Source organism: Paenibacillus dauci (genome assembly GCF_000971985.1).
GTDB lineage: Bacteria > Bacillota > Bacilli > Paenibacillales > Paenibacillaceae > Saccharibacillus > Saccharibacillus dauci.
Window position 1 is genome coordinate 932,401 of record NZ_LAQQ01000001.1, and the last position, 23,319, is coordinate 955,719.

21 protein-coding genes are annotated in these 23,319 nt (G+C 44.3%); 5 read left to right on the top strand and 16 right to left on the bottom strand.

The window, feature by feature from the left end; all coding sequences use genetic code 11:
* Positions 1-101: 101 nt before the first annotated feature.
* From pflA to adhE, 3 genes are all read right to left on the bottom strand, one after another.
* Complete coding sequence (pflA, locus tag WH46_RS11435; RefSeq protein WP_046227233.1) at positions 102-839, bottom strand: pyruvate formate-lyase-activating protein; 738 nt, start codon at positions 837-839, stop codon at positions 102-104.
* Positions 840-1,147: 308 nt separating this feature from the next.
* Positions 1,148-3,415: a formate C-acetyltransferase gene (gene pflB / locus WH46_RS11440; RefSeq protein ID WP_046226763.1), complete on the bottom strand. Its 2,268-nt coding sequence runs from the start codon at positions 3,413-3,415 to the stop codon at positions 1,148-1,150.
* A gap of 1,155 nt (positions 3,416-4,570) precedes the next feature.
* Positions 4,571-7,183, bottom strand: coding sequence for a bifunctional acetaldehyde-CoA/alcohol dehydrogenase (adhE, locus tag WH46_RS11445; protein ID WP_046226764.1), 2,613 nt, complete (start codon positions 7,181-7,183; stop codon positions 4,571-4,573).
* A 333-nt stretch (positions 7,184-7,516) separates the two neighbouring features.
* Here adhE and WH46_RS11450 point away from each other — a divergent pair, with 333 nt between their 5' ends.
* Entirely contained in the window at positions 7,517-8,245 is a 729-nt protein-coding gene (locus tag WH46_RS11450) for a Crp/Fnr family transcriptional regulator (protein WP_046226765.1), read from the top strand.
* A 148-nt stretch (positions 8,246-8,393) separates the two neighbouring features.
* On the opposite strand, the gene WH46_RS11455 is transcribed toward WH46_RS11450, so the two are convergent.
* From WH46_RS11455 to WH46_RS11485, 7 genes are all read right to left on the bottom strand, one after another.
* Positions 8,394-8,711, bottom strand: coding sequence for a winged helix-turn-helix transcriptional regulator (locus WH46_RS11455; protein WP_017815302.1), 318 nt, complete (start codon positions 8,709-8,711; stop codon positions 8,394-8,396).
* 146 nt (positions 8,712-8,857) lie between these two features.
* Positions 8,858-9,556, bottom strand: coding sequence for a uracil-DNA glycosylase (locus tag WH46_RS11460; RefSeq protein WP_017815303.1), 699 nt, complete (start codon positions 9,554-9,556; stop codon positions 8,858-8,860).
* Between the two features lie 353 nt (positions 9,557-9,909).
* Positions 9,910-10,641: a ThuA domain-containing protein gene (locus WH46_RS11465; protein WP_017815304.1), complete on the bottom strand. Its 732-nt coding sequence runs from the start codon at positions 10,639-10,641 to the stop codon at positions 9,910-9,912.
* 21 nt (positions 10,642-10,662) lie between these two features.
* On the bottom strand, positions 10,663-11,631 hold the full coding sequence (locus WH46_RS11470) for a sugar phosphate isomerase/epimerase family protein (protein ID WP_017815305.1): 969 nt from the start codon (positions 11,629-11,631) through the stop codon (positions 10,663-10,665).
* 179 nt (positions 11,632-11,810) lie between these two features.
* Positions 11,811-12,899: a Gfo/Idh/MocA family protein gene (locus tag WH46_RS11475; RefSeq protein ID WP_017815306.1), complete on the bottom strand. Its 1,089-nt coding sequence runs from the start codon at positions 12,897-12,899 to the stop codon at positions 11,811-11,813.
* Entirely contained in the window at positions 12,892-13,659 is a 768-nt protein-coding gene (locus WH46_RS11480) for a sugar phosphate isomerase/epimerase family protein (protein ID WP_017815307.1), read from the bottom strand. Before WH46_RS11480 ends, WH46_RS11475 begins: the two co-directional genes overlap by 8 nt.
* A gap of 127 nt (positions 13,660-13,786) precedes the next feature.
* Positions 13,787-14,869: a Gfo/Idh/MocA family protein gene (locus WH46_RS11485; RefSeq protein WP_046226766.1), complete on the bottom strand. Its 1,083-nt coding sequence runs from the start codon at positions 14,867-14,869 to the stop codon at positions 13,787-13,789.
* A 218-nt stretch (positions 14,870-15,087) separates the two neighbouring features.
* Between WH46_RS11485 and WH46_RS11490 the strand changes: the two genes are divergently transcribed.
* Complete coding sequence (locus tag WH46_RS11490) at positions 15,088-15,912, top strand: AraC family transcriptional regulator (RefSeq protein WP_046226767.1); 825 nt, start codon at positions 15,088-15,090, stop codon at positions 15,910-15,912.
* Between the two features lie 121 nt (positions 15,913-16,033).
* Here WH46_RS11490 and WH46_RS11495 read toward each other — a convergent pair whose 3' ends face one another.
* The 4 genes from WH46_RS11495 to WH46_RS11510 form a co-directional block, all read right to left on the bottom strand.
* The gene (locus tag WH46_RS11495) at positions 16,034-16,297 is read right to left on the bottom strand and encodes an AbrB/MazE/SpoVT family DNA-binding domain-containing protein (RefSeq protein ID WP_046226768.1); all 264 of its coding nucleotides are present in this window, start codon (positions 16,295-16,297) and stop codon (positions 16,034-16,036) included.
* A gap of 425 nt (positions 16,298-16,722) precedes the next feature.
* On the bottom strand, positions 16,723-17,076 hold the full coding sequence (locus tag WH46_RS11500; protein WP_082208384.1) for a hypothetical protein: 354 nt from the start codon (positions 17,074-17,076) through the stop codon (positions 16,723-16,725).
* Positions 17,077-17,150: 74 nt separating this feature from the next.
* Positions 17,151-18,104, bottom strand: a complete 954-nt coding sequence (locus WH46_RS11505) for a Gfo/Idh/MocA family protein (RefSeq protein WP_017815312.1) — start codon at positions 18,102-18,104, stop codon at positions 17,151-17,153.
* A 333-nt stretch (positions 18,105-18,437) separates the two neighbouring features.
* Positions 18,438-19,130 carry a TerC family protein gene (locus tag WH46_RS11510; protein ID WP_017815313.1) on the bottom strand — a complete coding sequence of 231 codons (693 nt, stop codon included), beginning with the start codon at positions 19,128-19,130 and terminating at the stop codon, positions 18,438-18,440.
* A 491-nt stretch (positions 19,131-19,621) separates the two neighbouring features.
* Between WH46_RS11510 and msrA the strand changes: the two genes are divergently transcribed.
* Together msrA and WH46_RS11520 are read left to right on the top strand one after the other, a co-directional pair.
* A complete protein-coding gene (gene msrA, locus WH46_RS11515; RefSeq protein WP_017815314.1) occupies positions 19,622-20,581 on the top strand; it encodes a peptide-methionine (S)-S-oxide reductase MsrA in 960 nt (319 codons plus the stop codon).
* Positions 20,582-21,019: 438 nt separating this feature from the next.
* On the top strand, positions 21,020-21,205 hold the full coding sequence (locus WH46_RS11520) for a DUF2188 domain-containing protein (RefSeq protein ID WP_017815315.1): 186 nt from the start codon (positions 21,020-21,022) through the stop codon (positions 21,203-21,205).
* Positions 21,206-21,301: 96 nt separating this feature from the next.
* Here the strand turns inward: WH46_RS11520 and WH46_RS11525 are convergent, their stop codons facing one another.
* Together WH46_RS11525 and WH46_RS11530 are read right to left on the bottom strand one after the other, a co-directional pair.
* A complete protein-coding gene (locus WH46_RS11525) occupies positions 21,302-21,955 on the bottom strand; it encodes an SDR family oxidoreductase (protein WP_017815316.1) in 654 nt (217 codons plus the stop codon).
* Between the two features lie 93 nt (positions 21,956-22,048).
* On the bottom strand, positions 22,049-22,408 hold the full coding sequence (locus WH46_RS11530) for a transcriptional activator HxlR (RefSeq protein WP_017815317.1): 360 nt from the start codon (positions 22,406-22,408) through the stop codon (positions 22,049-22,051).
* 274 nt (positions 22,409-22,682) lie between these two features.
* Here WH46_RS11530 and hxlA point away from each other — a divergent pair, with 274 nt between their 5' ends.
* On the top strand, positions 22,683-23,315 hold the full coding sequence (hxlA, locus tag WH46_RS11535) for a 3-hexulose-6-phosphate synthase (protein ID WP_017815318.1): 633 nt from the start codon (positions 22,683-22,685) through the stop codon (positions 23,313-23,315).
* Positions 23,316-23,319 lie beyond the last annotated feature (4 nt).

A 23,319-nucleotide genomic window follows, 5' to 3' on the forward strand; every position in this document is an offset into this window, starting at 1 on the left:
CCCCCGAATGCATTCTGACCCAATCATTTACAATAAAACGTCCATATTGCAGCGGCATGTACAGCGCCTGTATCTTGTGCATATATCGGAGAATTACAAAGTTATACGCAGGTCGCCTGGCGGCGTCCTTGTTCGATCAGACGATAGGCACGTTCCACTTCTTCATCAGTCGGGGAAGGCACGCCATCCAGCGGATAGATGCGGCCCAGCGACTGCCATTTGTAAATGCCCATCTGGTGATAAGGAAGGATTTCGAATTTTTCTACACCTTTTAGGGTACCGATAAATTCGCCCAGCGCAATCAGATCTTCTTCAGCATCATGAATGCCGGGTACAAACACGTGGCGTATCCACATTTTGCGGTCATGATCCGATAACCACTGTGCCAGTTTCAACGTACGCTCATTGGATACTCCTGTCAGCTTTTTGTGCTTTTCATTATTGATATGCTTCAGATCCAGCATAACCAGATCGGTCACGTCCAACAATTCGTGAATCTTTTCCCCATCATTGTATCCGTTACTATCCAGGGTAGTATGCAGATTCCAGCGTTCTTTTACCGCTTTGAACAATGCTTTGACAAAAGGAGCCTGAAGAGTCGGTTCACCGCCCGATACGGTTAGTCCACCGCCAGAACTGCGGTAATAATTGAGGTAAGGTTCAATCTCAGCCAGCACTTCTTCCAGCTGCATTACCTTGCCTCCGTCCAGATTCCAGGTATCGGGATTATGACAATACTGGCATTGCATCAGACACCCCTGCATAAATAATACGAAACGAATACCTGGACCATCGACAGTACCGAATGTTTCCAGCGAGTGAACACGGCCTGTTACCATGATCATTCAGCCCCTTTCCTTATGGTGTGATTTGCCAAGCAGATTCAGGTAGGAATTAGCGAAGTTTCTAGAGTGACACCGCTTCGAGTAAATGGATTGCTCTTCTGCCGCTTGTTGTATCAGGATATCTGGAATGACTGCTGAAGCAGTCGATATCCTGGTACAAAGGCGGCGTCTGAGCAATTCCATTTACTCTCCGCTCTATGTCGGGAGAAACGCCAATTTCTAAAAGATTGCAGTTGGCAAGCATTGGTGCGGTAATTTGTTGATAAGTTGTTTGTTCTTTTTATTACATTTTGTCCTTTTTATTACATTGCATTGTGGAACGTACGGTTGATAACGTCCAGCTGTTGTTCACGTGTCAATTTGATAAAGTTAACAGCGTAACCCGATACGCGGATTGTCAGCTGTGGATAGTTTTCTGGATGATCCATAGCGTCGATCAGCTGTTCACGATCAAAGACGTTGACGTTCAGGTGATGCGCATCGCTGCCGAAGTATCCATCCAGCATGGCAACCAGGTTGGATTTGCGGATTTCTTCTTCTTTACCCAGTGCTTTTGGCACGATCGAGAAGGTATTGGAAATACCATCCAGGCTGTGTTCGTATGGCAGTTTGGCAACAGAGCTCAGAGATGCCAAGGCACCTTTTTTGTCACGTCCGTGCATTGGGTTGGCACCTGGTGCGAACGGCTCGCCTGCTTTACGTCCATCTGGTGTAGTACCTGTTTTCTTGCCGTATACAACGTTAGAAGTAATGGTCAGTACAGATTGAGTAGGTACAGCTTCACGATACGTTTTGTGCTGACGAATCATACCCATGAATGTTTCAACGAGTTCAACAGCAATCTGGTCAACACGATCATCATTGTTACCATAGCAAGGGAATTCGCCTTCGATTTCGAAATCTACTGCAATGCCCTGTTCGTTACGAATAGGTTTAACTTTGGCATATTTGATAGCACTCAGTGAATCGGCTGCTACTGACAGACCGGCAATACCGCAAGCCATGGTACGCAGGATATCACGATCGTGCAGTGCCATTTCGATACGTTCGTAGCTGTATTTGTCATGCATGTAGTGAATGATGTTCAGTGCATCCATGTACACTTTGGACAGCCACTGCATCATTGGTTTGTAGCGTGCGATCACTTCATCATAGTCCAGATATTCGGAAGTGATTGCCGGGAATTCAGGGCCTACTTGAGCGCCGGATTTCTCGTCTTTACCACCGTTGATTGCGTACAGCAGCGTTTTGGCCAGGTTGGCACGAGCGCCGAAGAACTGCATTTGTTTACCGATACGCATTGCGGATACGCAGCAAGCAATACCATAGTCATCGCCATAGATTGGACGCATCAGATCATCATTTTCATACTGGATGGAGCTGGTTTCGATCGATACTTTGGCACAATATTTTTTGAAGCCTTCTGGCAGTTTTTCGGACCAGAGAACAGTCAGGTTCGGTTCCGGTGCAGGTCCCAGATTGTAGAGGGTATGCAGGAAGCGGAAGCTGCTCTTCGTTACTCTTGTTGTACCATCAACTGCCATACCACCAATCGACTCGGTTACCCATGTTGGGTCACCACTGAACAGATCATTGTAATCCGGAGTACGCAGGAATTTGACGATACGCAGTTTCATTACGAAATGGTCAACCAGTTCCTGAGCGGTTTCTTCATTTAATGTGCCTTCTTGCAGATCACGCTGGATGTAAATATCCAGGAACGAAGATACGCGTCCAAGAGACATTGCCGCACCATTTTGTTCTTTGACAGCAGCGAGGTAACCGAAGTACAGCCATTGGAAAGCTTCTTTGGCATTTTGAGCTGGTTTGGAAATGTCCATACCGTGAGCTGCTGCCATTTGCTTCAGTTCATTCAGTGCACGGTACTGCTCGCTGATTTCTTCACGCAAGCGGATCGTTGCTTCATCCATGCCTTCGCCAATAGTTTGATCATGTTCTTGTTGTTTTTGTTTCATCAGGAAGTCTACACCGTACAATGCTACCCGGCGATAGTCACCAATGATACGACCGCGGCCATAAGCATCTGGCAGACCCGTTACGATACCCGATTTGCGGGCTGCACGAATCTCTGCAGTGTAAGCATCGAATACACCCTGGTTATGTGTTTTGCGAATATTGGTGAATGTATCGACAATGGATTGTGGAACTTCAAAGCCGTAAGCTTTACAAGCATCGATAACCATCCGAATACCACCGTAAGGTTGAATAGAACGTTTGAAAGGCTCATCTGTCTGTACACCGACGATTTGTTCTTTTTCTTTGTCCAAGTAACCAGGACCATGAGATGTGATCGAACCTGGTGTATTGACATCAACGTCCCATACGCCGCCTCTTTCACGTTCTTCTTTGGAGAGCTGGGATACGATTTTCCATAGATCATTTGTATTTTGAGTAGGTCCTGCCAGGAATGATTCATTTCCAAGGTAAGGATTGATATTCTCATCAATAAAGTTTTTAGTATCAACATGGTTGGTCCATTTCCCTTTGTTAAAACCTCTCCATGCATCCTGTTGTGACTGGTCCATTACATTTCTCTCGATTACCGACATTGATAATCCCTCCATAATTTGTGAATTTAATCACAAATGATATTGTAGCTGTACCTTGACTAAACATTGGACCGGCTACTGTGTGCTCCGGCTATGTCTTTATTATGACGGACAGACCCATTTGAGTATGTGACATATATCACAAAAAAAGAGACAAAATATGATTTTTATCACTTTCTGTCACTGGTACAGCATAATTTAAAATATATAACAGATTGGCACGCTGCAGCTGAAGTTCTAGATTACAGAACACCATTTTGTTGCCCACTCCAGCCAACCAGCAGTACAGCGGGTATTGAAATAGAGATACAGTTGTTGCAAGTTTAAAGTGTTCAAAATGATAATACATCACTTTGAAGAAAATTAGCGATAGAGTTATGGCTGCACCATTGCTTTGGAAGGAATACTTTACAGATTTGTCCTCTGCAGAAATATGGCTGGAACGCTTAATTTATGATAAGACGATTTGTTAAAATGATTATTCACTACTGATTCGCTATTCATACAGCACTAATTCACCACTCCAGAAAGGAACAAGAGCTGCTCCTCCTGTTAAGCCTGGAGATTCTGAAATGTTAGAGAAAAGGTGAATCTCCAGGCTTAAATGTCGTCACTGCTCTTATTTCCTTTCTTCCGTTCCGTGCTTATTGCATCATTAAAAGGTGCACGGTGCAACATCATTTTATTTTCATCATGCTAAATTTCCATCTATCACCCCCTCTCCGGTATGAATTAATTAGCACGAATGCATATACTGCTGCAAATGAATTCAGCTATTCATAAACTAGACTACTCGCAGCGAAGATAAGGGAATTCTCCTTCAAGCCGATATTTAAGAATGGATATGTACCGCTGCAAGCGGTGATTCAGACATATCCATTCTTAACCGGAGGCCGGAAGGAGAATCCCTTACCGGAGCGCTTGCTGCCTCCCCTTCCCATTAACCAGACCCATCCATACATTTATTTATAAGTTCAACATTAAAAGTTGCAGTTGCAGCCCAATGATATGCGACTAGACGAAATAATAAAAGAATTGCTCCCACCCTCTGCGTACAGCAGCTAAATGGAAGCAATCCCGATTATCAATAAACTACGTTATACAATTATATGCGGCTTGCTGCTATTTATAAGCAGCTTGCGTCGATCTATGGTCTTACTCAAATTTACCGTAGAAAGCGTTGCGGTATACATCAGCCAGTTCGGTCACCAGCGGCATTTTAGGATTGGCAGTTGTACATTGATCTTCAAATGCGCGATCAGCCAGGTAATCGACATGTGCTTCGAAGTCTTTGGCATCAAAGCCCAGTGCTTCGAACGATTCAGGGATACCCAGTTTGCGGTTCAGATCACGGATAGCGTTGATCAGGCTGGTTACACCTTCTTCGGTAGTACGTGCTGGCAGTCCCAGGATACGGGCAATTTCAGCGTAACGTTCGTCAGCGATGAAGTGCGAGTATTTAGGGAACGATGCGAATTTGGTTGGTTTTTTCGCATTGTAGCGAATAACATGCGGCATCAGGATCGCGTTGGTACGTCCGTGTGCAGTATGATATTGTCCGCCCCATTTGTGCGCCAAGCTGTGGTTAATACCCAGGAAGGCATTTGCAAAGGCCATACCAGCTATCGTCGAAGCATTATGCATTTTCTCACGAGCCAGTTTGTCGCCTTGCAGTGCGGATTGCTCCAGGTATTGGAATACCAGTTGGATCGCTTTGATCGCCAGACCATCAGTGTAATCGTTAGCCATGTTCGATACATACGCTTCAATCGCATGAGTCAGTACGTCCATACCGGTATCTGCTACAGCTACACGTGGCAGGGAGTAGACGAACTCAGGGTCTACAATCGCTACGTCTGGAGTCAGTTCATAGTCTGCCAGAGGATATTTGGTGTTACCTTTTTCTTTGTCTGTAATAACCGCGAACGATGTTACTTCCGAACCTGTACCCGAAGTGGTAGGGATAGCAACAAATTGCGCTTTTTGTCCCAGATGTGGATATTTGTAGATCCGTTTGCGGATATCCATGAATTTTTGTTTCAGGTTATCGAATTCTACATCAGGGTATTCATAGAACAGCCACATGCCTTTGGCAGCATCCATTGGTGATCCGCCGCCCAGTGCGATAATGCAGTCAGGCTGGAAGCGTTCCATCATTTGGCGACCGCGTTCTACTGTAGTCGTCGATGGATCCGGCTCTACATCGGAGAACACTTCGATCGCTACTGGTGTCTGACGTTGACGCAGATAGTGCTCTACTTTTTCTACATATCCCAGTTGTACCATCATTGGGTCAGTAACGATGATAACACGGCTGATGTTTGGCATTTTAGCCAGATATTGAGTCGAACCTTTTTCAAAGTATACTTTGGAAGGAATCTTGAACCATTGCATATTCACGGTACGACGCGCCACCCTTTTCACGTTAATCAGATTGACTGCTGTTACATTAGAAGATGTCGAGTTACGTCCATACGATCCGCAGCCCAATGTCAGGGAAGGCAGGTTCGTATTGTAAATGTCGCCAATAGCGCCATGTGTCGAAGGAGAATTCACGATGATACGTCCGGTTTGCAGACGATCTGCGAATTTCTGGATGACTTCATCATTGTTGGAATGGATCGCCGAAGAGTGACCCATACCGCCGAATTCAACAACCTGTGCAGCACGCTCGATACCTTGCTCTGCATTTTTTACTTTATAACAAGCCAGTACAGGACTTAATTTTTCAGCGGACAATGGATATTTGGTGCCTACGCCTTCCAGTTCGGCAACCAGGATTTTGGTTCCTGGCGGAACAGTGATACCGCTCATTTCAGCGATTTTGGTTGCTGGTTGACCGACGATTGCCGGGTTGACTGCACATTTCTCTACATTCATAGCACCTGCAGTCAGTTTGCCAACTTCTTCTTTATTAAGGAAATAGCAGCCATTGTCGATCATCAGTTTTTTCACTTGCTCGAATACGGGCTCTTCGATGATAACAGCTTGTTCGGATGCACAGATCATACCATTATCAAACGATTTGGACAGGATCAGGTCGGTTACAGCCTGTTTGAGATCCGCACTTTTCTCGATAAAGGCAGGTACGTTACCAGGACCTACGCCCAGTGCCGGTTTACCGCAGCTGTAAGCTGCTTTGACCATTGCGCCACCGCCAGTAGCCAGAATCAATGCTACATCAGGATGATTCATCAATGCATTCGTTTTATCCATGGAAGGATTATCGATCCACTGGATACAATCTGCAGGAGCACCATGTTTGACAGCTGCTTCGAGCAGGATTCTTGCAGCTTCTTTACTGCATTGTTGTGCAGATGGGTGGAAACCGAAGATAATTGGGTTACGTGTCTTGATAGCGATCAACGCTTTGAACATTGTAGTTGATGTCGGGTTGGTTACCGGAGTGATCCCCATGATTGTGCCAACCGGTTCAGCGATTTTCTGGAAGTTGTCGTATGCATTGTCTTCAATGATACCAACTGTTTTTTCGTTTTTGATGCTGTGATATATATATTCAGTCGCAAAGATGTTTTTGGTGATTTTGTCTTCATATACCCCTCTGCCTGTTTCTTCAACAGCCAGCTTGGCGAGATACATGTGCTTGTCCAGTCCGGCAAGTGCCATGGCCTGTACAACTTCATCAATTTGTTCCTGATTCATTTTCATAAATGCGGCTTGTGCTTTGTTTGCTTTGTCGATCATTTTTTGAATTTCTTCCTGTGCAGTAACTTCTACGGTGCGAGTGGCATCATTTTTAACAGCCATTTCTCTCATCCTCCTCAGAATGTGTGGTGCTTTCTGTCTACGCACTGATCATAGCATAGAGATATAAATCATAATGTGATTTTTTTCACAATCAATTTTTATTTTTAAAAACTTAATCATCTTCTTTTTTCTTTTTGCATTTTGAACTAACTCGCGTTATAATATAAGTGAAAATAATCACAAAGTTTAAATTTAAAAACGATGATGACCATACTATTAGAAGCATTAATTTAAAGGAATATAAATTCAATTTAATTTAGTAAATTTTTCCTTAAAACATGATGCAATCCGATTATTTTCGCGTATAATTGGGAGATGAAGGGGAGGACGAACATGAATAAATTTGCAGAGATCATGAACAATAACGTCGAAGGAAATACATCGTGTTTTTCGGAGATGAATATGGAGCGTATGCTGGCCTATGCGACAGAGCGCAGCATTCCTTCGGGGTCGCATCTATTCTGGGAAGGCGATCTGTCCGACAAGCTCTACTTTATCAAAAGTGGTCGCGTCAAACTAACCAAATCAACCGATGAAGGTAAAGAACTTATCCTATATATGTATCAGTCTGGTGACATGATCGGACAGGCTGATCCGTTCTCCGGTACACGACTCGGATTTACGGCAGAGACTCTCGAAGACACAGAAGTTGCGGTTATCGAGCACAAAGACCTGGAGATGATTATCTGCCAGCACTGTGACTTTGCTATCGACTTTATGAAATGGATGGGTACGCATCATCGCCTTACCCAGACCAAAGTACGTGACCTTATGCTCTATGGCAAACCAGGGGCACTCTGCTCGACGCTGATTCGTCTCAGCAATACGTACGGTGAAGATTATAATGAAGATGGATCGATCCTGATTAACAAAAAAATCACCCATACGGATCTATCCAATATGATCGGTGCTACGCGTGAAAGTGTTAACCGTATGCTTAGTGATCTGCGCAAAAAAGACGTGATTGAATATGAGCATGGCATGATCATTATTCATGATATGGAAGCTCTGCAGGAAGTATGTCACTGTGAACTCTGCCCACGAGAAATCTGCCGGATCTGATTACGCCGACTTCTCTCCCCGGCGTTGACCAATTGCGCGAATAACTATATAACAAGGTACATGCAAAAAAGCTTTCCGCTGATAAATACCAAGCGGAAAGCTTTTTAATTGAGACAGCGTCTGCCGGCCCGGATGGAGGTGTAAAGTATTAATCCACCCACTGCTCTGCCCAATTCTGGATTTGTTCCATAACGGGTTGAAGCGCCCGACCTTTGTCAGTCAGTTCATACTCAATTCGTACCGGTGTCTCCGGATATACCTGGCGAGTCAAAATACCGCTTCCCTCCAGATCCTTCATTCGCTCCGAAAGCATTTTATCGCTCATCATCGGAATAAGATTCGAGATATCCTTAAAACGTTTTGGTCCGCTCATCAGAGACTGAATAATCAGACCATTCCATCTTTTTCCTAGAAAAGAAAAAGCGGTCTCAAAGCGAGGGCATAATCCCAATTGATGCTGTTCCATGTCTTTTCACCTCTTCATCCGTCCATAGCACAATAATGGGTTGTCGTAAGCTTTGTATATATATAAATTCGATGTAAGCTTACAATTAGTTAGCATATATATTTTAACACATTTTACCTAATAAGAAAACGAAAACATTATGATCATCACTGATGTTCAGCTATCTGCGATTTTTGACTAATCAGTTCGCGTAGCTGCTTGAGATCACCGTCAATAACATCGGTCAATGATCTATTATACAGCACAGCCGCCGGATGATACATAGGAAAAATACAATATTCTTGTTCGGACCAAAAATATCCTTTTTCGGGATAATCTCTTTCCACTTGCTGAATCTTGCTGTAAATCGGCTGTCCATGTACAGCAGTAATGGTATATCCATCTCCCAGCAGCCGCTGCAGACCAATATTTCCCAGTGTGATCAGAATCTCCGGCTGTACAATAGTAATTTCCTGATCAAGAATTGGAGCAAAGGCCAGTACTTCTGCCCGGGTCGGTGTTCGATTGGAACGGCTGAGACGATCCGGATTTCCTTTGACGGGTTTATCCTTATACGGACGGCTGCGTACCGAACTGGTAATGTACAAATCGTCTCTTGTAATTTCCAGTGCATCGAGATAACCATCCAGCACCTTGCCCGCCTGACCGGAAAAAGGTCTTCCATTCTGCACTTCTGTCGCTCCCGGTGCTTCTCCTACCATCATCAATCTGCCGGGCCATTTACCAAATCCGGTCAGGAATCCTTCCAATCTCAGATCTTTGACTCTCTCCAGGCAGGCATGAACCAGTTCCGGAGATAGCGGTGCAGGTCCGATATGCGTGTCTGACTCATTGTGGTTTAACATATCCACACCCCATTTACCGGATAATTTGTATAATATTTCACTTTACAAAAAAATCTTTTTCGTTGAACATCGCGTCTAACAAGTTAAAGGCTAATTTGTATACATATTTTATTTACCCAATTTTTTGCAATCTGCTTACGCAAAAAGTACGCCCGCTATTCTTCTGCGGACGTACTCTGTGTTATTGCTATGGTTTGAATTTCAACATACAAGCAAGGCTTACCGGCAATCGTGTACAATGGGATACAATCAACAAGGTTGCTGTAGTATGATTAAATCTCTTCGGTTGACCGAAGAACGTATTCAGCCTGTCTATTATGCTAAAAATGCTCTGGCTGGATAGTTATAAAATACTATACCAGTACTTTACCACCGATCGTACGTTTTGGCTCAGTCCGTCCAAATGCAGGACGGGCATTTTCTGCTGGTTGTGCCCAGCGTACTGCATTGGAGATGATATGCATGATATCCTGGTTGTAGTACGTAGGATACGTCTCATGACCTGGGCGGAAGTAGAAGATTTTACCATGACCACGACGGTAGGTACAACCGCTGCGGAATACTTCGCCACCTTCAAAGTTACTCAGGTATACCAGCTCATCCGGAGCCGGTACATCGAAGAACTCGCCGTACATTTCCTCTTTATCCAGTGTGATCGATGGATTGACACCCTGCGAGATCGGATGATTCGGGTTAACACACCACAGAATTTCCTGTTCGTCTGCGACACGCCATTTCAGATCGCAGCTGGTACCCATCAATTGCTTGAACGGTTTGGAGAAGTGTCCGGAGTGCAGCACGATCAATCCCATGCCTTCCTGAACACGTCTTACAACGGCTTCAGCAATATCATCATCAACGAGGTCGTGTGCAGTGTGTCCCCACCACAGCATAACATCGGTAGAGTTCAGAACGGATTCTGTCAGACCATGCTCATCCTGATCCAGTGTTGCTGTGCGGCAGGCGAACCCTTCTTTGGTCAATCCGTCTGCAAGTACTTTGTGAATTCCATCCGGGTATACAGCTTTGACGTCGTCGCGGATTTGCTCATGTACAAACTCATTCCAGACTGTTACGTTAATCATACTATTATTGCCTCCCTGTTGTTAGACCCACCACATCTCGCCAAGTTCTTCTTCGATCATCACCTGCTGCAAGTTATGGACGGCTTTAGTGAAACCCTCATTTACGGACATCAGTCCGTCTTCATGCTCTATACTAACGACGTAGTCATATCCAACTAATCTTAATGCACTGACGATATCAGCCCACGTTTTTACATCGTGGCCATAACCTACGGTGCGGAATTGCCATGCACGATCTTGCATCTCAGCGTAGGAGTGCATGTCCGTTACACCGTTCATATTCATATTATCGGTATCTGTAAGCGTATCTTTAGCATGAAAGTGATGAATTGCGCCATTTTTCCCCAAAATTTTTATTGCGGCTACCGGATCGATGCCTTGCCACCACATATGACTCGGATCAAGGTTGGCTCCAATCACTTCACCAGCTGCTTCACGTAGACGCAGCAGCGTACCTGGTGTATGAACGGAGAATCCACCATGCAGTTCCAGACCGACTTTGACGTTGTGCTGTTCAGCGAACTTGCCTGTCTCTGTCCAGTAAGGAATAATTTTCTCGTTCCACTGCCAATCCAGCAGTTCACGGTAATCATTCGGCCATGGTGCTACAGGCCAGTTGGGATATTTGGCATCATCACTCTCACCCGGACATCCGGAAAATGTATTAACGACCGGTACTTCCAGCTTCTCGGCCAGTTGTACGGATTTGATGAAAGAATCATGTGCTTCTTTGGCAATCGCTTTTTGCGGATGAAGCGGATTATCATGACAGCTCAGTGCGCTAATGATCAGACCGCGCGAATCAATCGCCTGTTTGAATGCTTTGAGCTTGCCATTATCAGCCAGCAGCTCATCGGTGTTGCAGTGTACGTTACCCGGATTACCACCGGTACCGATCTCGACTGCCTTGACACCTTTTGCAGCTACATAGTCCAGCGCCTCCTCGAAGCCCATATTGTTAAGCAATACCATAAATACGCCTAATTTCATTCGTTCATCCTCCTGGTTCAACTGTTTTTAGTGGTAAGGTGAATATAATGCAATATTTGCTGCCGCGAAGATTCTATATCTATTAATACGTAAAGTAAAGGTGAAAAGTTTGCTTTTTGGCGAATTTTTTAAATAAAATTTACCCTAAATGGCTAGAGAATCCATATTTCCTGCTATATTCAGGATTCCAGATAAACGGCTTTGCCCGTACGAGCCGATTCATAGATCGCTTCGAGAATCTGTGTCACGACCAGAGCCTGTTCCGGTTTTACCAGAGGCTCCTTGTCTTCTACAATAGCTTCCAGCCACATTCTCGCTTCACGGTCTGATTCGTTTTCGGAACCCCCGGAATAGAAAGCTACTCCGCCGGAGCCCATATCAATTTTGCTGTCATACAGCCGGCTATTTTTCTCGCCGTTGATATGTAGTCCATCTGTCATATCGGCTCCGCCCTCCGTACCACACAGTATGCTCTGTGCTTCGGCGAACTTGCGCAGATTGATTGCCCAACTGGATTCCAGAGAAATAACCGCTCCATTTTCCATAGTAATAAATCCAAAAGCCGAATCTTCTACTTTGAACTGCTCGGGGTCCCATGGACCAAAAGCATTGGCAGCGTTTTGACGGGAACCCAGCTTATGGAATGTTGATCCCATTACACTTTTGGGTTTGTAGTTATCCATCAGCCACAGTGTCATATCCAGTGCGTGAGTACCGATATCGATGAGTGGTCCTCCGCCTTGTTTTTCCTCATCAAGGAATACTCCCCATGTAGGAACTGCACGGCGGCGAAGTGCAAGTGCTTTACCATAATACACATCGCCCAGATCACCTTGCTCGACCATTTGTTTGAGATAAAGAGTATCATCACGGAAACGATTCTGATAAGCGATGGACAATTTCTTGCCTGTACGCTCTGCGGCTTCTATCATGGTGCGAGCTTCAGCCGTTGACTTGGCCATCGGTTTCTCGCACATCACATGCTTGCCGGCTTCGAGTGCATCTACTGTAATCACCGCATGAGAATCATTGGGTGTGCAGACATGAATAACATCGATACTCTCATCTTCCAAAAGCTGCTTGTAATCAGTATATACTTTGGCATTTTCGCTACCGTACTGCTCGGCTGCTTCCGAAGCACGTTCTTCCACAATGTCACAGAAGGCAACAATTCTAGCCAGTGGCTGCTTGGACAGGCTCGGCAGATGCTTGTTCTGGGCAATCCCTCCGCAGCCGATAATACCAATATTGAGTGCACGATCAGACATTCACGACGCCTCCCTTGGCGCCATAGCTTTTCACCCAGTTCATGCTTTGTTCAATACTTTGCATAGGTGCCTGCAGGCTGTTATCCTGCTCCACTACGATCCATTCTGCTCCTGCTTTATCTGCTGCATCTCCAATACGTGCTACAGGCGCTTCGCCTTCACCCAGTTCCATCATTTGGATACCATCATCGGTACGCTTGAAGTCTTTCCAGTGCACGATCGGCAGTCTACCCGCATATTTATTAATATATTCAACCGCGTCATGACCGCTGTATTCTACCCATGCACTGTCCAGCTCTACCTGAATCAGGTCGGCAGGAATCTCTTCGTACATGGCATCAAGTACGGTACGTCCGCCAATTTTTTCAGTAAATTCAAAATCATGATTGTGATACAGCAATACCACATCATTTTTATTGCAAATTTCACCCAGTTTACGCAGATTTTCGAAAATCTCCGGCCAGTTGCTACGCTGCTCCTCTGCCAGATAAGGAACAATAATATAACGATTGCCGATAGCTTTGTTAAAATCAATCAGGGACTGTGCATCTTCCAGCAAATCCACGTACGGCGTATGCGCACCTACGACTTCCAGATTGTGTTTGTCCAGCAGCGCTTTGACCTGTTCTGCTGTTCTGCCATAGTATCCAGCAAATTCTACACCCTGATAGCCCAGAGCAGCTACTTTCTCAATAGTTCCTTCAAAATCGCGTTCCAGATCTTCGCGTACTGTGTATAATTGCAATCCGACTTTTAACATAGCTTCAATCACTCCTGTAGGGTAGTTTGTACTCATAAATTACAGCTAATGATGTGATATCTGGTTGTCGTTATAAATCGTATTCGTAACCTTCAAGCCTGGTGATCAATGAATGTGCAGCAGTAACTTACTGATCGCTGCTGCCCTGACGATAACCTGCACGACTCTGAATGATTACATGTTTGCCTTCAAGAGAAGAACGCTGGAAGGCATGCATCACTTCAAGTACATGATAGGCCAGTTCACCGCTCGCACGATGCGGACGATTCTCTTGAATCGCCTGTACCATCTCATTAACCCCTTTACCACGATCATTATTGACCGGTTCAAATACCGGCGGCAACGTTTCGTATTCGTCCGAAGCTGCTCGTCTCAGACGAACATCTCCATCAAAAAAGTTGGGATCCGGAATATCCAGTGTTCCCGCGGTACCATAAATCTCCATACGCGGCAGCTGCGAGCCTCCTGGAATATCAAAACTTGTTACCATCGTAGCAATTGCACCATTTTCAAAATCAACGGTTCCTGCCAGATGTGTTGGCGTCTGTACACGAATCGGTGTACCCGCTTTTGGCCCGCTGTGTACGACACGATCCGGCATCTGAATTCCCGCAGAAGAGCTAACTCTTGTCATTGAACCAAGCAGGCTTGCGAGCGCTGTCAAATAATAAGGTCCCATGTCGAACATCGGTCCGCCACCCTGGGCGTAAAAGAATTCCGGGTCCGGGTGCCATGATTCCGGGCCTGCTCCCATCATAAAGGCAGAAGCTGCAATCGGACGTCCGATCAGACCACTTTCAATTGCATGACGTGCAGTCTCAATACCGGCTCCAAGAAAAGTATCCGGTGCACTGCCCACCCGCTTGCCTGCTTCCTTGGCTTTCTCCAGTGTACGCCGCCCATCGTCAAGCGATACAGCGAATGGTTTCTCGGCATATACATGCTTGCCTGCAGCCAGCGCTGCCTGATTTACACTCGCATGTGCTGCAGGAATGGTCAGGTTAATAATCAATTCGATATCTTCCTGCTGCATCAATTCTTCTGGAGTGAAGACGTTTACAATACCAAACTCTTCAGCCCGCTCTTTGGCTTTTTCAATCACCATGTCAGCGCATGCCACAATTTCGACAACCGGACTGGATTTGAGATTTTTGAAATAAATAGCACTTATGTTACCGCATCCGACTAATCCGGCTTTCATTCGCTTCACAGGTAATCCTCCTCTGTTTTGCGCAATGTATGATAAACCCTTATGTATACTTGGACTTATCCATACCATTGTCCGTTTGTGTATCACATCGAAAAGATGGTGTTTTTAAGCTCGTTACCATAGTATTACTAAACGGCATCAATTAAAATGAATAATATGATCGAAACATGAACTATTTGGTCAAAATTTAAATTTGTTGCTGAAATGAGGATCATTTAATGGATGGACATGGAAAAGAATGTAAAGTATTCACAGCCGGATATTCCTTTCACCGGAAACCTTTTCATATGCACGAGCCTCAGGGAATACAGAACTATCTGTTTCGCTTTCAAACCGAAGGCAGCTGCCAACTGCGTCAAAATGGTCAACTGATAAATGTAGAAGTAGGCGATCTTCATATCTATGCTCCAGATCAGCCTTATGAACTGCGAATTGATTACACACCCGCTTCTACAGGCAAATCAATTGTAGAAAGTGGCGATTACCATATCTTTTTCGGCGGAGAATGGGCAGATGAATGGTGGCAGCAGCGCAAGCGTCCTGCACGAGTCAAGATTCCGCTGACGGATAATATTATGGATCTGATGCGCCAGATTTCTATGGAGAAACGACGGATGGACAATCCGTATCCCGAGATTCTCTCTCATTATATGAAAATTCTCTGCATGTCTGTAGACCGCTATTTATCAGAGCAACCTACTGGCGGACCCAAAACTTATCTGGCATATCAGATCAAAAATTACATTGAAGAAAATGCCTCGTCTACCTTTAAATTAGAGGATATTGCGCTGCATATTGGTATCAGTGTGTCGAGAGCCGTCCATCTGTTCAAAGAAGCTTTTGATACGACGATCATGCAGTACGCGCTGGAAGTCAGGCTAAATATGGCTCAGGAGCGCATCATGTTTAGCCCTATGCCACTCGAAGAAGTAGCAGAATCGTCAGGATTCGCCAACTATACTTATTTTCACCGTGTATTCCGTTCCAAATTTGGAATGTCACCCAAGGAATTCCGCATTTCCAAACGGGAGCACATTACGTAAACATACACATGAATCCCCCTATATGCTTATTAAATTAAAAAAAGGGCTGCCAGCTGCAGCCCCTCTTTATTATATAGATGACATCTATGCTATCCGATATCAAAACGTATAGTTTTTTAACTTAGTTCTTTTTGGCAGCATGCAATTCGGTCAGTTCATTAATAATACTACGGCTGATCAGTTTGCCTTTGAAATAGACCAGATCTTCAGTTTCTCCTGTAAAAATGCAGGAAGGCTCGTATTTTCTTAAAATAATACGGTCACTATCTACAAAAATCTCCAATCCATCTTTTACATCAATATTCATAATACGACGCAATTCGATCGGAATAACCACTCTTCCCAATTCATCCACTTTTCTTACAATACCGGTAGCTTTCATCATCTTGTTTCTCCTCCAATATCAACATTCTACATTTATCTACATTTTTTTATTCGTAATATTTATCATTAAACCACATCCCTAATCGGTTGCCAAGTTGTTATTCGCAATTATATATAATTTTTTAAATAATAAATTTTTAAATAAATTAGTATGGATATCCAATCATGATAAAAGCATAATGTATAAAGCTTGAATTTATGTATTTTCGAAATTTGTGTTTATTTATGTCTTCTGTATTCAGTGGATATACAAAAAATCCCGGCAGCCATGTTCACGATGTGAATCGACTCGCCGGGTTATTCTGATTGTATGAATATTTATTATACAGCTATCAAGAATACGCATGTTGCATGATTTTTTGTCAAAACGAAATCGTATCATCTTCAATTAACAAAAGCTGCTATATAACAGTGTTAATAAAACATCTACTCTTCGTTTTGTCTTCTGCGGGCAGCTTCCTGATCTTCGAGTGCCTCGCTAATCACAAAAGCCAAATCCTCATTGCCGTATACAGATAACACACCAAATAGGGTGTCATTTGGAATATCGCCTGCTTCTTCTTTGGGTACGGTCAGCCGAATCCCCTGTTCCAGACGCGGATTATCCACTTGATCCGGATACGCGCGCTGGTACAGATCTTTGGCATCAAATCCATTATTTACACACCACTGGGTGAATACAAGAATCATCATGTCTTCATCCTGACGATAACTCTCCAGCACCTGCTCTTCACGCTTCTTCATTTGCTCTTCCCGCGTCATAAATTCATAATCATCCATTGAAGTACCTCCTTTACTTAATAATGTTGTAGATAATATTTATTCAGCTTATCCAGTCTATCCTAACTTGAATATTATAATCCGGCTGTCAACTGCTGAGCCAGCATATGTGTCTTCAGTACCTGATCCGCCCGAATACTGCAATCTCCGGGAGTCTGAAGATGATTCAGGAAATGGTCTACTACACCTGCAAAACCACGCCGCTGCAAAATGGTATCCCAACTCCCAAAACTACCGGACTGCGGCAATTGACCTTTTTCATATAGATAAAGGCTCTCCATATTGATTACTTCTGCCGAACGTCCACTGCCATGCAGCGATAATTTCTCCAAATCGGTTCCGGCGCTGCGTGCCATGCTGTAACTTGCATAACGCTGAGCGCCGAGAGAGAGCATACCGGATGCATGCAGCATTGCGCCATTTCCCTGCTGATTTAGCTGATTCGACAGCAACTCATAATCATCGTTACCCAGCCACAGCAGCAGATCCAGCATATGAATCAGATCATCATATACTGTCTCGCGTGCAGAAGAGTTCTGCATGGAGGTACGATGTTTGACAGATTCACAGAGTTCCCAGCCCCCTGCTGCCTCAAGCCAGGATCGTGCTTGGGTATACAGTGGAGCAAACCTGCGATTGAAGCCGACTGCCAGCAGCAATCCACGTTCCTCTGCTAATGCGGCCATTCGGCGTGATTCTTCCATTGAATAAGACAAAGGCTTGTCTACATAGACCGGCAGTCCCTGCTCCAGACATTTGGTAACGATATCATAATGCGTTGGTGTCGGGCTATGTACGAATACTGCATCTACATCCCAATCTGCAATATCTTCTGAGCGAATACTTCCTTTTGCCAGACGATAGGTCTGCATGGTCTGATGCACGGTAGCTTCCGAGCGACTGACCACACCGACCAGTTCTACCTGCGGATGACTGGATAATAGCGGGAGATATACTTTTTGCGCAATTCCACCGATTCCGATCAGAGCCACTCGTTGACGATGTTCTACTTGGCTTTCACTTATCATTAGGGTACATTCTCCTTCTATCTGAAATGAGGTATCCATATTAACGTGTATACTGCCGAGTCTTCTCTTCTATATAAACATAAGATGCAGGAAGCGTGCCAGTCTCTGCTGTTTAAGTTCATTCCTATTTTTGATATACAAATAGTACACAAATAAAATCGCGCAGCAAAAAGCCGCTGAATAAAGACAGGATCTTTTCTGATCTATGTGCCAATACTGGATGGTACAGTACTCGAAGGCAATAAATCATCAAAATCAGTATCATTCAATCAGCGACTTGTTTAACCAACTCTTTATTGTAAATTATAATGAGATCAAAACCGTAAACGCTACTTACAAAGTAATTTCTTTGGCTGCTTTGGCATCGGCATTTTTTTTCTTAACTTTAAGCCCGATCAGAACAACCAGAACAATAACAATCAGTTCAAATCCGTATTTGATAAAGCCATTTTCAAAATATGCCTTGATCAGCGGTTCTTCGATAATCATTTTGGCTGCCGTCCAGGCCAGAATAGCAGATCCGAGCGCAATGATCCATGGAAAACGCTCAATCAGCTTGAGGATCAACGTACTGCACCAGACCATAATCGGAATAGAGATCGCCAAACCTACAACTACCAGTGGGAAGTCGCCATGTGCTGCACCGGCAACTGCCAATACATTATCCAGTCCCATCATAGCATCTGCGATAATAATAGTACGGATTGCCGCCCACATCTGGCTGCTCGCCGAGATATTATCTTCTTCTTTCTCCTCGACCAGCAGTTTGTAGGCGATGTACACCAATGCGAGCCCACCAATCAGACGTAGACCGGTAATATTCAGCAAATACACAACCAGCAAGGTGGCAATTGCCCGAATAACAAACGCGCCGACCGTTCCCCAGATAATTACCTTTTTCTGATTTTCCTTGGGAATATTACGAGCAGCCATCCCGATAACAATTGCATTGTCACCAGCGAGTACAAGGTCAATCATAATAATCGACGCCAGGGCTATCCAGAACTCCACTGTAAATAACTCCATACATTCAATCCCCTTTTGCTTTCGGCTTCAGCCGGAATTAAAGTCTTAAGGCAGATTCCAGACATCAAAAAACGCCACCACCGTAATTGGGTGATGGCGATGCAAGCATCAAAAAAGACCTCACCCAATTACATAATTAGGCAAAGGTCTCGCTAACAGCGTTATAATCTGCTGCCAATAAAGCCGGGGACTTAATCCCGTAATGACGGCTTTATCGTAGGAAGCTACTCCCCTTTGGAAACTATCTCAGAACAATAACATGATTATACAACAATGTCATCATATTGGCTATAACGATATTGAATATATATGTTCTACCATATTATTAATTTTGATCATTTTGATTTAAAGTAAGTGATTTTTGGTTTTATTATAGTAAATGGTTTATAATTATAATTGTATAAAATTTTATTGAACCATTCACAAATTAAATTTTATACGTCAAACCATCTTATTTTTACCTATCTCTCAAGAATGGAGTGAATCATATAATGAGTGAATCCCAATACGAAAAAGCAACTTTTGCAGGTGGATGTTTCTGGTGCATGGTAACTCCTTTTGAAGAATTGCCAGGTATCATTAGTATTCGTTCCGGTTATACAGGTGGACATACCGAGAACCCGACCTATGAAGAAGTATGCAAAGAAACAACCGGTCATGCAGAAGCTGTACAGATCGTGTTTGATCCGGCTATTTTCCCATACGAGAAACTACTGGAACTGTTCTGGCAGCAAATTGACCCAACAGATGCAGGTGGACAATTCTACGACCGCGGTTCTTCGTATCGCACGGGCATTTTCTATCATAATGAGCATCAGCGTGAACTGGCTGAAGCATCCAAGCAGGAACTGCAGGCCAGCGGCCGCTTTGACAAGCCGATCGTAACCGAGATTACACCTGCGCAGACTTTTTATGAAGCCGAGACTTACCATCAGGATTATCACAAGAAGAATACCGGTCATTACAAACGTTACCGTAAAGGTTCCGGACGGGATGCTTTTATTGAGCAACACTGGTCCAACCGGATTGACAAATCCGATCTCAAAAATCGTCTGAGCGAGATGCAGTACAAGGTTACCCAGCAAAATGGTACCGAGCCTGCTTTTCATAATGAATTCTGGGATCATCATGGAGATGGTATCTACGTGGATATCGTATCCGGTGAGCCGCTGTTCAGTTCGACAGACAAATACGATTCCGGCTGCGGCTGGCCAAGCTTCACCCGTCCGATCCGCGATTATCACGTAAAAGAAAATATGGACGCCAGTCACTTTATGGTTCGTACCGAAGTACGCAGCCGTGAAGCCGACTCCCATCTCGGTCATGTTTTCGATGACGGGCCGGGTCCAAATGGACTGCGCTACTGCATTAACTCAGCGGCTCTGCGCTTTGTACCGAGAGAGCAGCTGGAAGAAGAAGGTTATGGCGAGTACAACGTACTGTTCCAGTAACAGTGCTGGCCGATACCTTGCAGATGATAAATGATTGTTTACATGATCATATAAAGCAAGGCTCAGAGTAACACGGCTTCATTGTATATTCAGATATTATGTAGAAATTACTTGATATTACTAATGTGACTACAGGAACCACTCCTTCACCTTATACGGCAGGAGTGGTTCTTTTTTTGTGTAGGGATACTCTACTTATGGTTGTTTCATATACTGTCTGTTCACGATCGCTTTGATTCCTTAATGCATTTCCGGGATTGCATCTTTCGTTTGAACTTTGAACATTCTCCACTTTGCAGACATCTATGGCCCAGAGCCAATCTACGTTTCGCCGCTCGGTCTGTAAGGGTACATGGTATACAGAGACCTGCGACAAAGTGTGCCTACAGATCATCTGTACGAGTTACCCTATCATGATCTATCAAAGGAGCGATACTTATGCCATGGACCAAAAAAGATTACCCTACCTCTATGAAAAATCTGGATGAACGTGTACGTGAGAAAGCCGTCGAGATTGCTAATGCGTTGCTGGATGAAGGATATGATGAAGGACGTGCAATCGCAATCGGTACATCCAAAGCAGAAGAATGGGATGCCAACCATCCTGAAGGGAAAAACAAATAATAAAATCATAGCAAAAAACCGGGTGCCTGGAGCACCCGGTTTTTTGCTAATCATTCTGTATACCTTATATCGTCAAGCATCTATGATATTCAGTCATTAGTTGGCTAGCGATTGTACAGCCTGAGCAATAGACTGCTTGCCTGAAATAACATCATACCCTTTGCGATACGTATGCTGTTGATCCAGTACATGAGCTATAACTTCTGCCACATCTTCACGTGGAATACTGCCGCCTTCGCTCAGCTGCTCCCCGATTTCGATCTGACCGGTACCCGGATCATTCAACAGGCCACCTGGACGGATAATCGTGTAATCCAGCGAACTGGCTTCCAGCATCCGATCAGCATAATGCTTGGCAACATAGTATGGCTTGATCGATTCTGACCATTTGCTGCGATCATAAGCGAACATTGCGCTGATGAGTACAAAGCGTTTGGTGCCTGACTGCTCAGCAGCTTCCATACTTTTCACTGCTCCATCCAGATCAATCAGCAATGTCTTGTCATCTCCGGTGCTGCCACCTGACCCGGCAGCAAATACAACGGCATCTGCGCCATTAATAACCTTCGCCAGTTCATCTACAGTGCCTTCCAGATTGCCAATCGCGGTTTTGGCACCCATTTGTTCAAATGTAGCTGCCTGTTCCGGCTTGCGGATCACTGCCGTGACCTGATGTTCACCGGTATCAACCAGCTTTTGTGTTAGGATTTTGCCGATCTGTCCATTAGCTCCGATAACTGCAATATTCATTATAGTATCCTCCTTGTTCATCTGGCTCTCTGTATCTATAACCGTAAACAAGGGGTTCTTACACTTTTATTTGTAATTCGGTCTATTTTCCGTTTAATTCCAGGATACCGGTTTGATCTCTACCGGTGCAATTTCAGCTACTTCCATATAGTTTTTGCCCCAATTGTACATCGCATCCAGAATCGGCATCAGGCTCTCTCCAACTTCGGTCAGGGAATATTCTACTTTGGGAGGCACAACCGGATAGACTTCACGGTGAACGATCAGATCTTCTTCCAGTTCACGCAGCTGGCTGACCAGCATCCGCTGAGTAATACCAGGTATGAGCGACTTCAATTCACCAAAACGTTTGGTTCCTGTTTTGCCAAGATGCCACAGAATCAGCATTTTCCATTTGCCGCCAATGACCGATAAGGTCAGTTCTTTTTCACAGTTAAAAATACGCTCACGCATTTATTCATTCCTCCATGGATTCTGGGATATACAGCTACTCTTTATATCGTTCCAACTGCTTTCATTCTCCATAGTATACTTTTAGACACTATGTAAAAAAAAAGTGCGTACTTACAAAAGTCATGTATTTTACTTTATACTAGCACTACAGCGAACGCAACAGGTACAGACAGAAAATCACACAAGTGTGCTCTGCATTTAATTCCTATTGTTCGCATCGCACTACTATACTAATTCATGCCAATATGGCATCTTACAGGAGGAATTTGATCTTATGGAACTTCAACTCGCTTTGGATCTTGTAAATATCCCGGAAGGTATCGCACTTGTTAAGGAAGTGGAACCTTTTATCGATATCGTAGAAATCGGTACACCAATCGTTATTAACGAAGGACTGCATGCAGTCAAAGCTATGAAAGAAGCTTTCCCTAATCTGAAAGTACTGGCTGACCTGAAAATCATGGATGCCGGTGGTTATGAAATCATGAAAGCATCTGAAGCTGGTGCTGACATTATTACTGTACTGGGCGCAAGTAACGACCTGACAATCAAAGGCTGTGTAGATGAAGCCAAAAAACAGGGACGTAAAGTACTGGTTGATATGATCAACGTTAAAGATATCGCTAGTCGTGCCAAAGAACTGGACGAGCTGGGCGTAGACTATATCTGCGTACACACTGGCTATGATGGTCAAGCTGCCGGACAGAATCCTTTCGAAGATCTGGCAACAATCAAAAGCGTTGTTAAAACAGCAAAAACAGCAGTAGCTGGCGGTATCAAACTGGCAACTATGCCGGAAGTAATCAAAGCCAACCCTGATCTGGTTATCGTTGGCGGTGGCATCACCAGCCAGGATGACAAAGCGGCAGCAGCTTCCCAGATCCGCGAACTGATCGCTCAGGCGTAATTAG

Excerpts from the sequence above, each read along its gene's own strand:
- WH46_RS11450 (WP_046226765.1), top strand. The coding sequence starts at position 7,517 with ATGAATAAATTTGCAGAGATCATGAACAATAACGTCGAAGGAAATACA.
- WH46_RS11505 (WP_017815312.1), bottom strand. The coding sequence starts at position 18,104 with ATGATAAGTGAAAGCCAAGTAGAACATCGTCAACGAGTGGCTCTGATC.
- WH46_RS11460 (WP_017815303.1), bottom strand. The coding sequence starts at position 9,556 with ATGTTAAACCACAATGAGTCAGACACGCATATCGGACCTGCACCGCTA.
- WH46_RS11520 (WP_017815315.1), top strand. The coding sequence starts at position 21,020 with ATGCCATGGACCAAAAAAGATTACCCTACCTCTATGAAAAATCTGGAT.
- pflA (WP_046227233.1), bottom strand. The coding sequence starts at position 839 with ATGGTAACAGGCCGTGTTCACTCGCTGGAAACATTCGGTACTGTCGAT.
- WH46_RS11455 (WP_017815302.1), bottom strand. The coding sequence starts at position 8,711 with ATGGAACAGCATCAATTGGGATTATGCCCTCGCTTTGAGACCGCTTTT.
- msrA (WP_017815314.1), top strand. The coding sequence starts at position 19,622 with ATGAGTGAATCCCAATACGAAAAAGCAACTTTTGCAGGTGGATGTTTC.
- hxlA (WP_017815318.1), top strand. The coding sequence starts at position 22,683 with ATGGAACTTCAACTCGCTTTGGATCTTGTAAATATCCCGGAAGGTATC.
- WH46_RS11530 (WP_017815317.1), bottom strand. The coding sequence starts at position 22,408 with ATGCGTGAGCGTATTTTTAACTGTGAAAAAGAACTGACCTTATCGGTC.
- WH46_RS11500 (WP_082208384.1), bottom strand. The coding sequence starts at position 17,076 with ATGGATGATTATGAATTTATGACGCGGGAAGAGCAAATGAAGAAGCGT.
- WH46_RS11525 (WP_017815316.1), bottom strand. The coding sequence starts at position 21,955 with ATGAATATTGCAGTTATCGGAGCTAATGGACAGATCGGCAAAATCCTA.
- WH46_RS11510 (WP_017815313.1), bottom strand. The coding sequence starts at position 19,130 with ATGGAGTTATTTACAGTGGAGTTCTGGATAGCCCTGGCGTCGATTATT.
- WH46_RS11470 (WP_017815305.1), bottom strand. The coding sequence starts at position 11,631 with ATGAAATTAGGCGTATTTATGGTATTGCTTAACAATATGGGCTTCGAG.
- pflB (WP_046226763.1), bottom strand. The coding sequence starts at position 3,415 with ATGTCGGTAATCGAGAGAAATGTAATGGACCAGTCACAACAGGATGCA.
- WH46_RS11475 (WP_017815306.1), bottom strand. The coding sequence starts at position 12,899 with ATGTCTGATCGTGCACTCAATATTGGTATTATCGGCTGCGGAGGGATT.
- adhE (WP_046226764.1), bottom strand. The coding sequence starts at position 7,183 with ATGGCTGTTAAAAATGATGCCACTCGCACCGTAGAAGTTACTGCACAG.
- WH46_RS11495 (WP_046226768.1), bottom strand. The coding sequence starts at position 16,297 with ATGATGAAAGCTACCGGTATTGTAAGAAAAGTGGATGAATTGGGAAGA.
- WH46_RS11480 (WP_017815307.1), bottom strand. The coding sequence starts at position 13,659 with ATGTTAAAAGTCGGATTGCAATTATACACAGTACGCGAAGATCTGGAA.
- WH46_RS11490 (WP_046226767.1), top strand. The coding sequence starts at position 15,088 with ATGGATGGACATGGAAAAGAATGTAAAGTATTCACAGCCGGATATTCC.
- WH46_RS11465 (WP_017815304.1), bottom strand. The coding sequence starts at position 10,641 with ATGATTAACGTAACAGTCTGGAATGAGTTTGTACATGAGCAAATCCGC.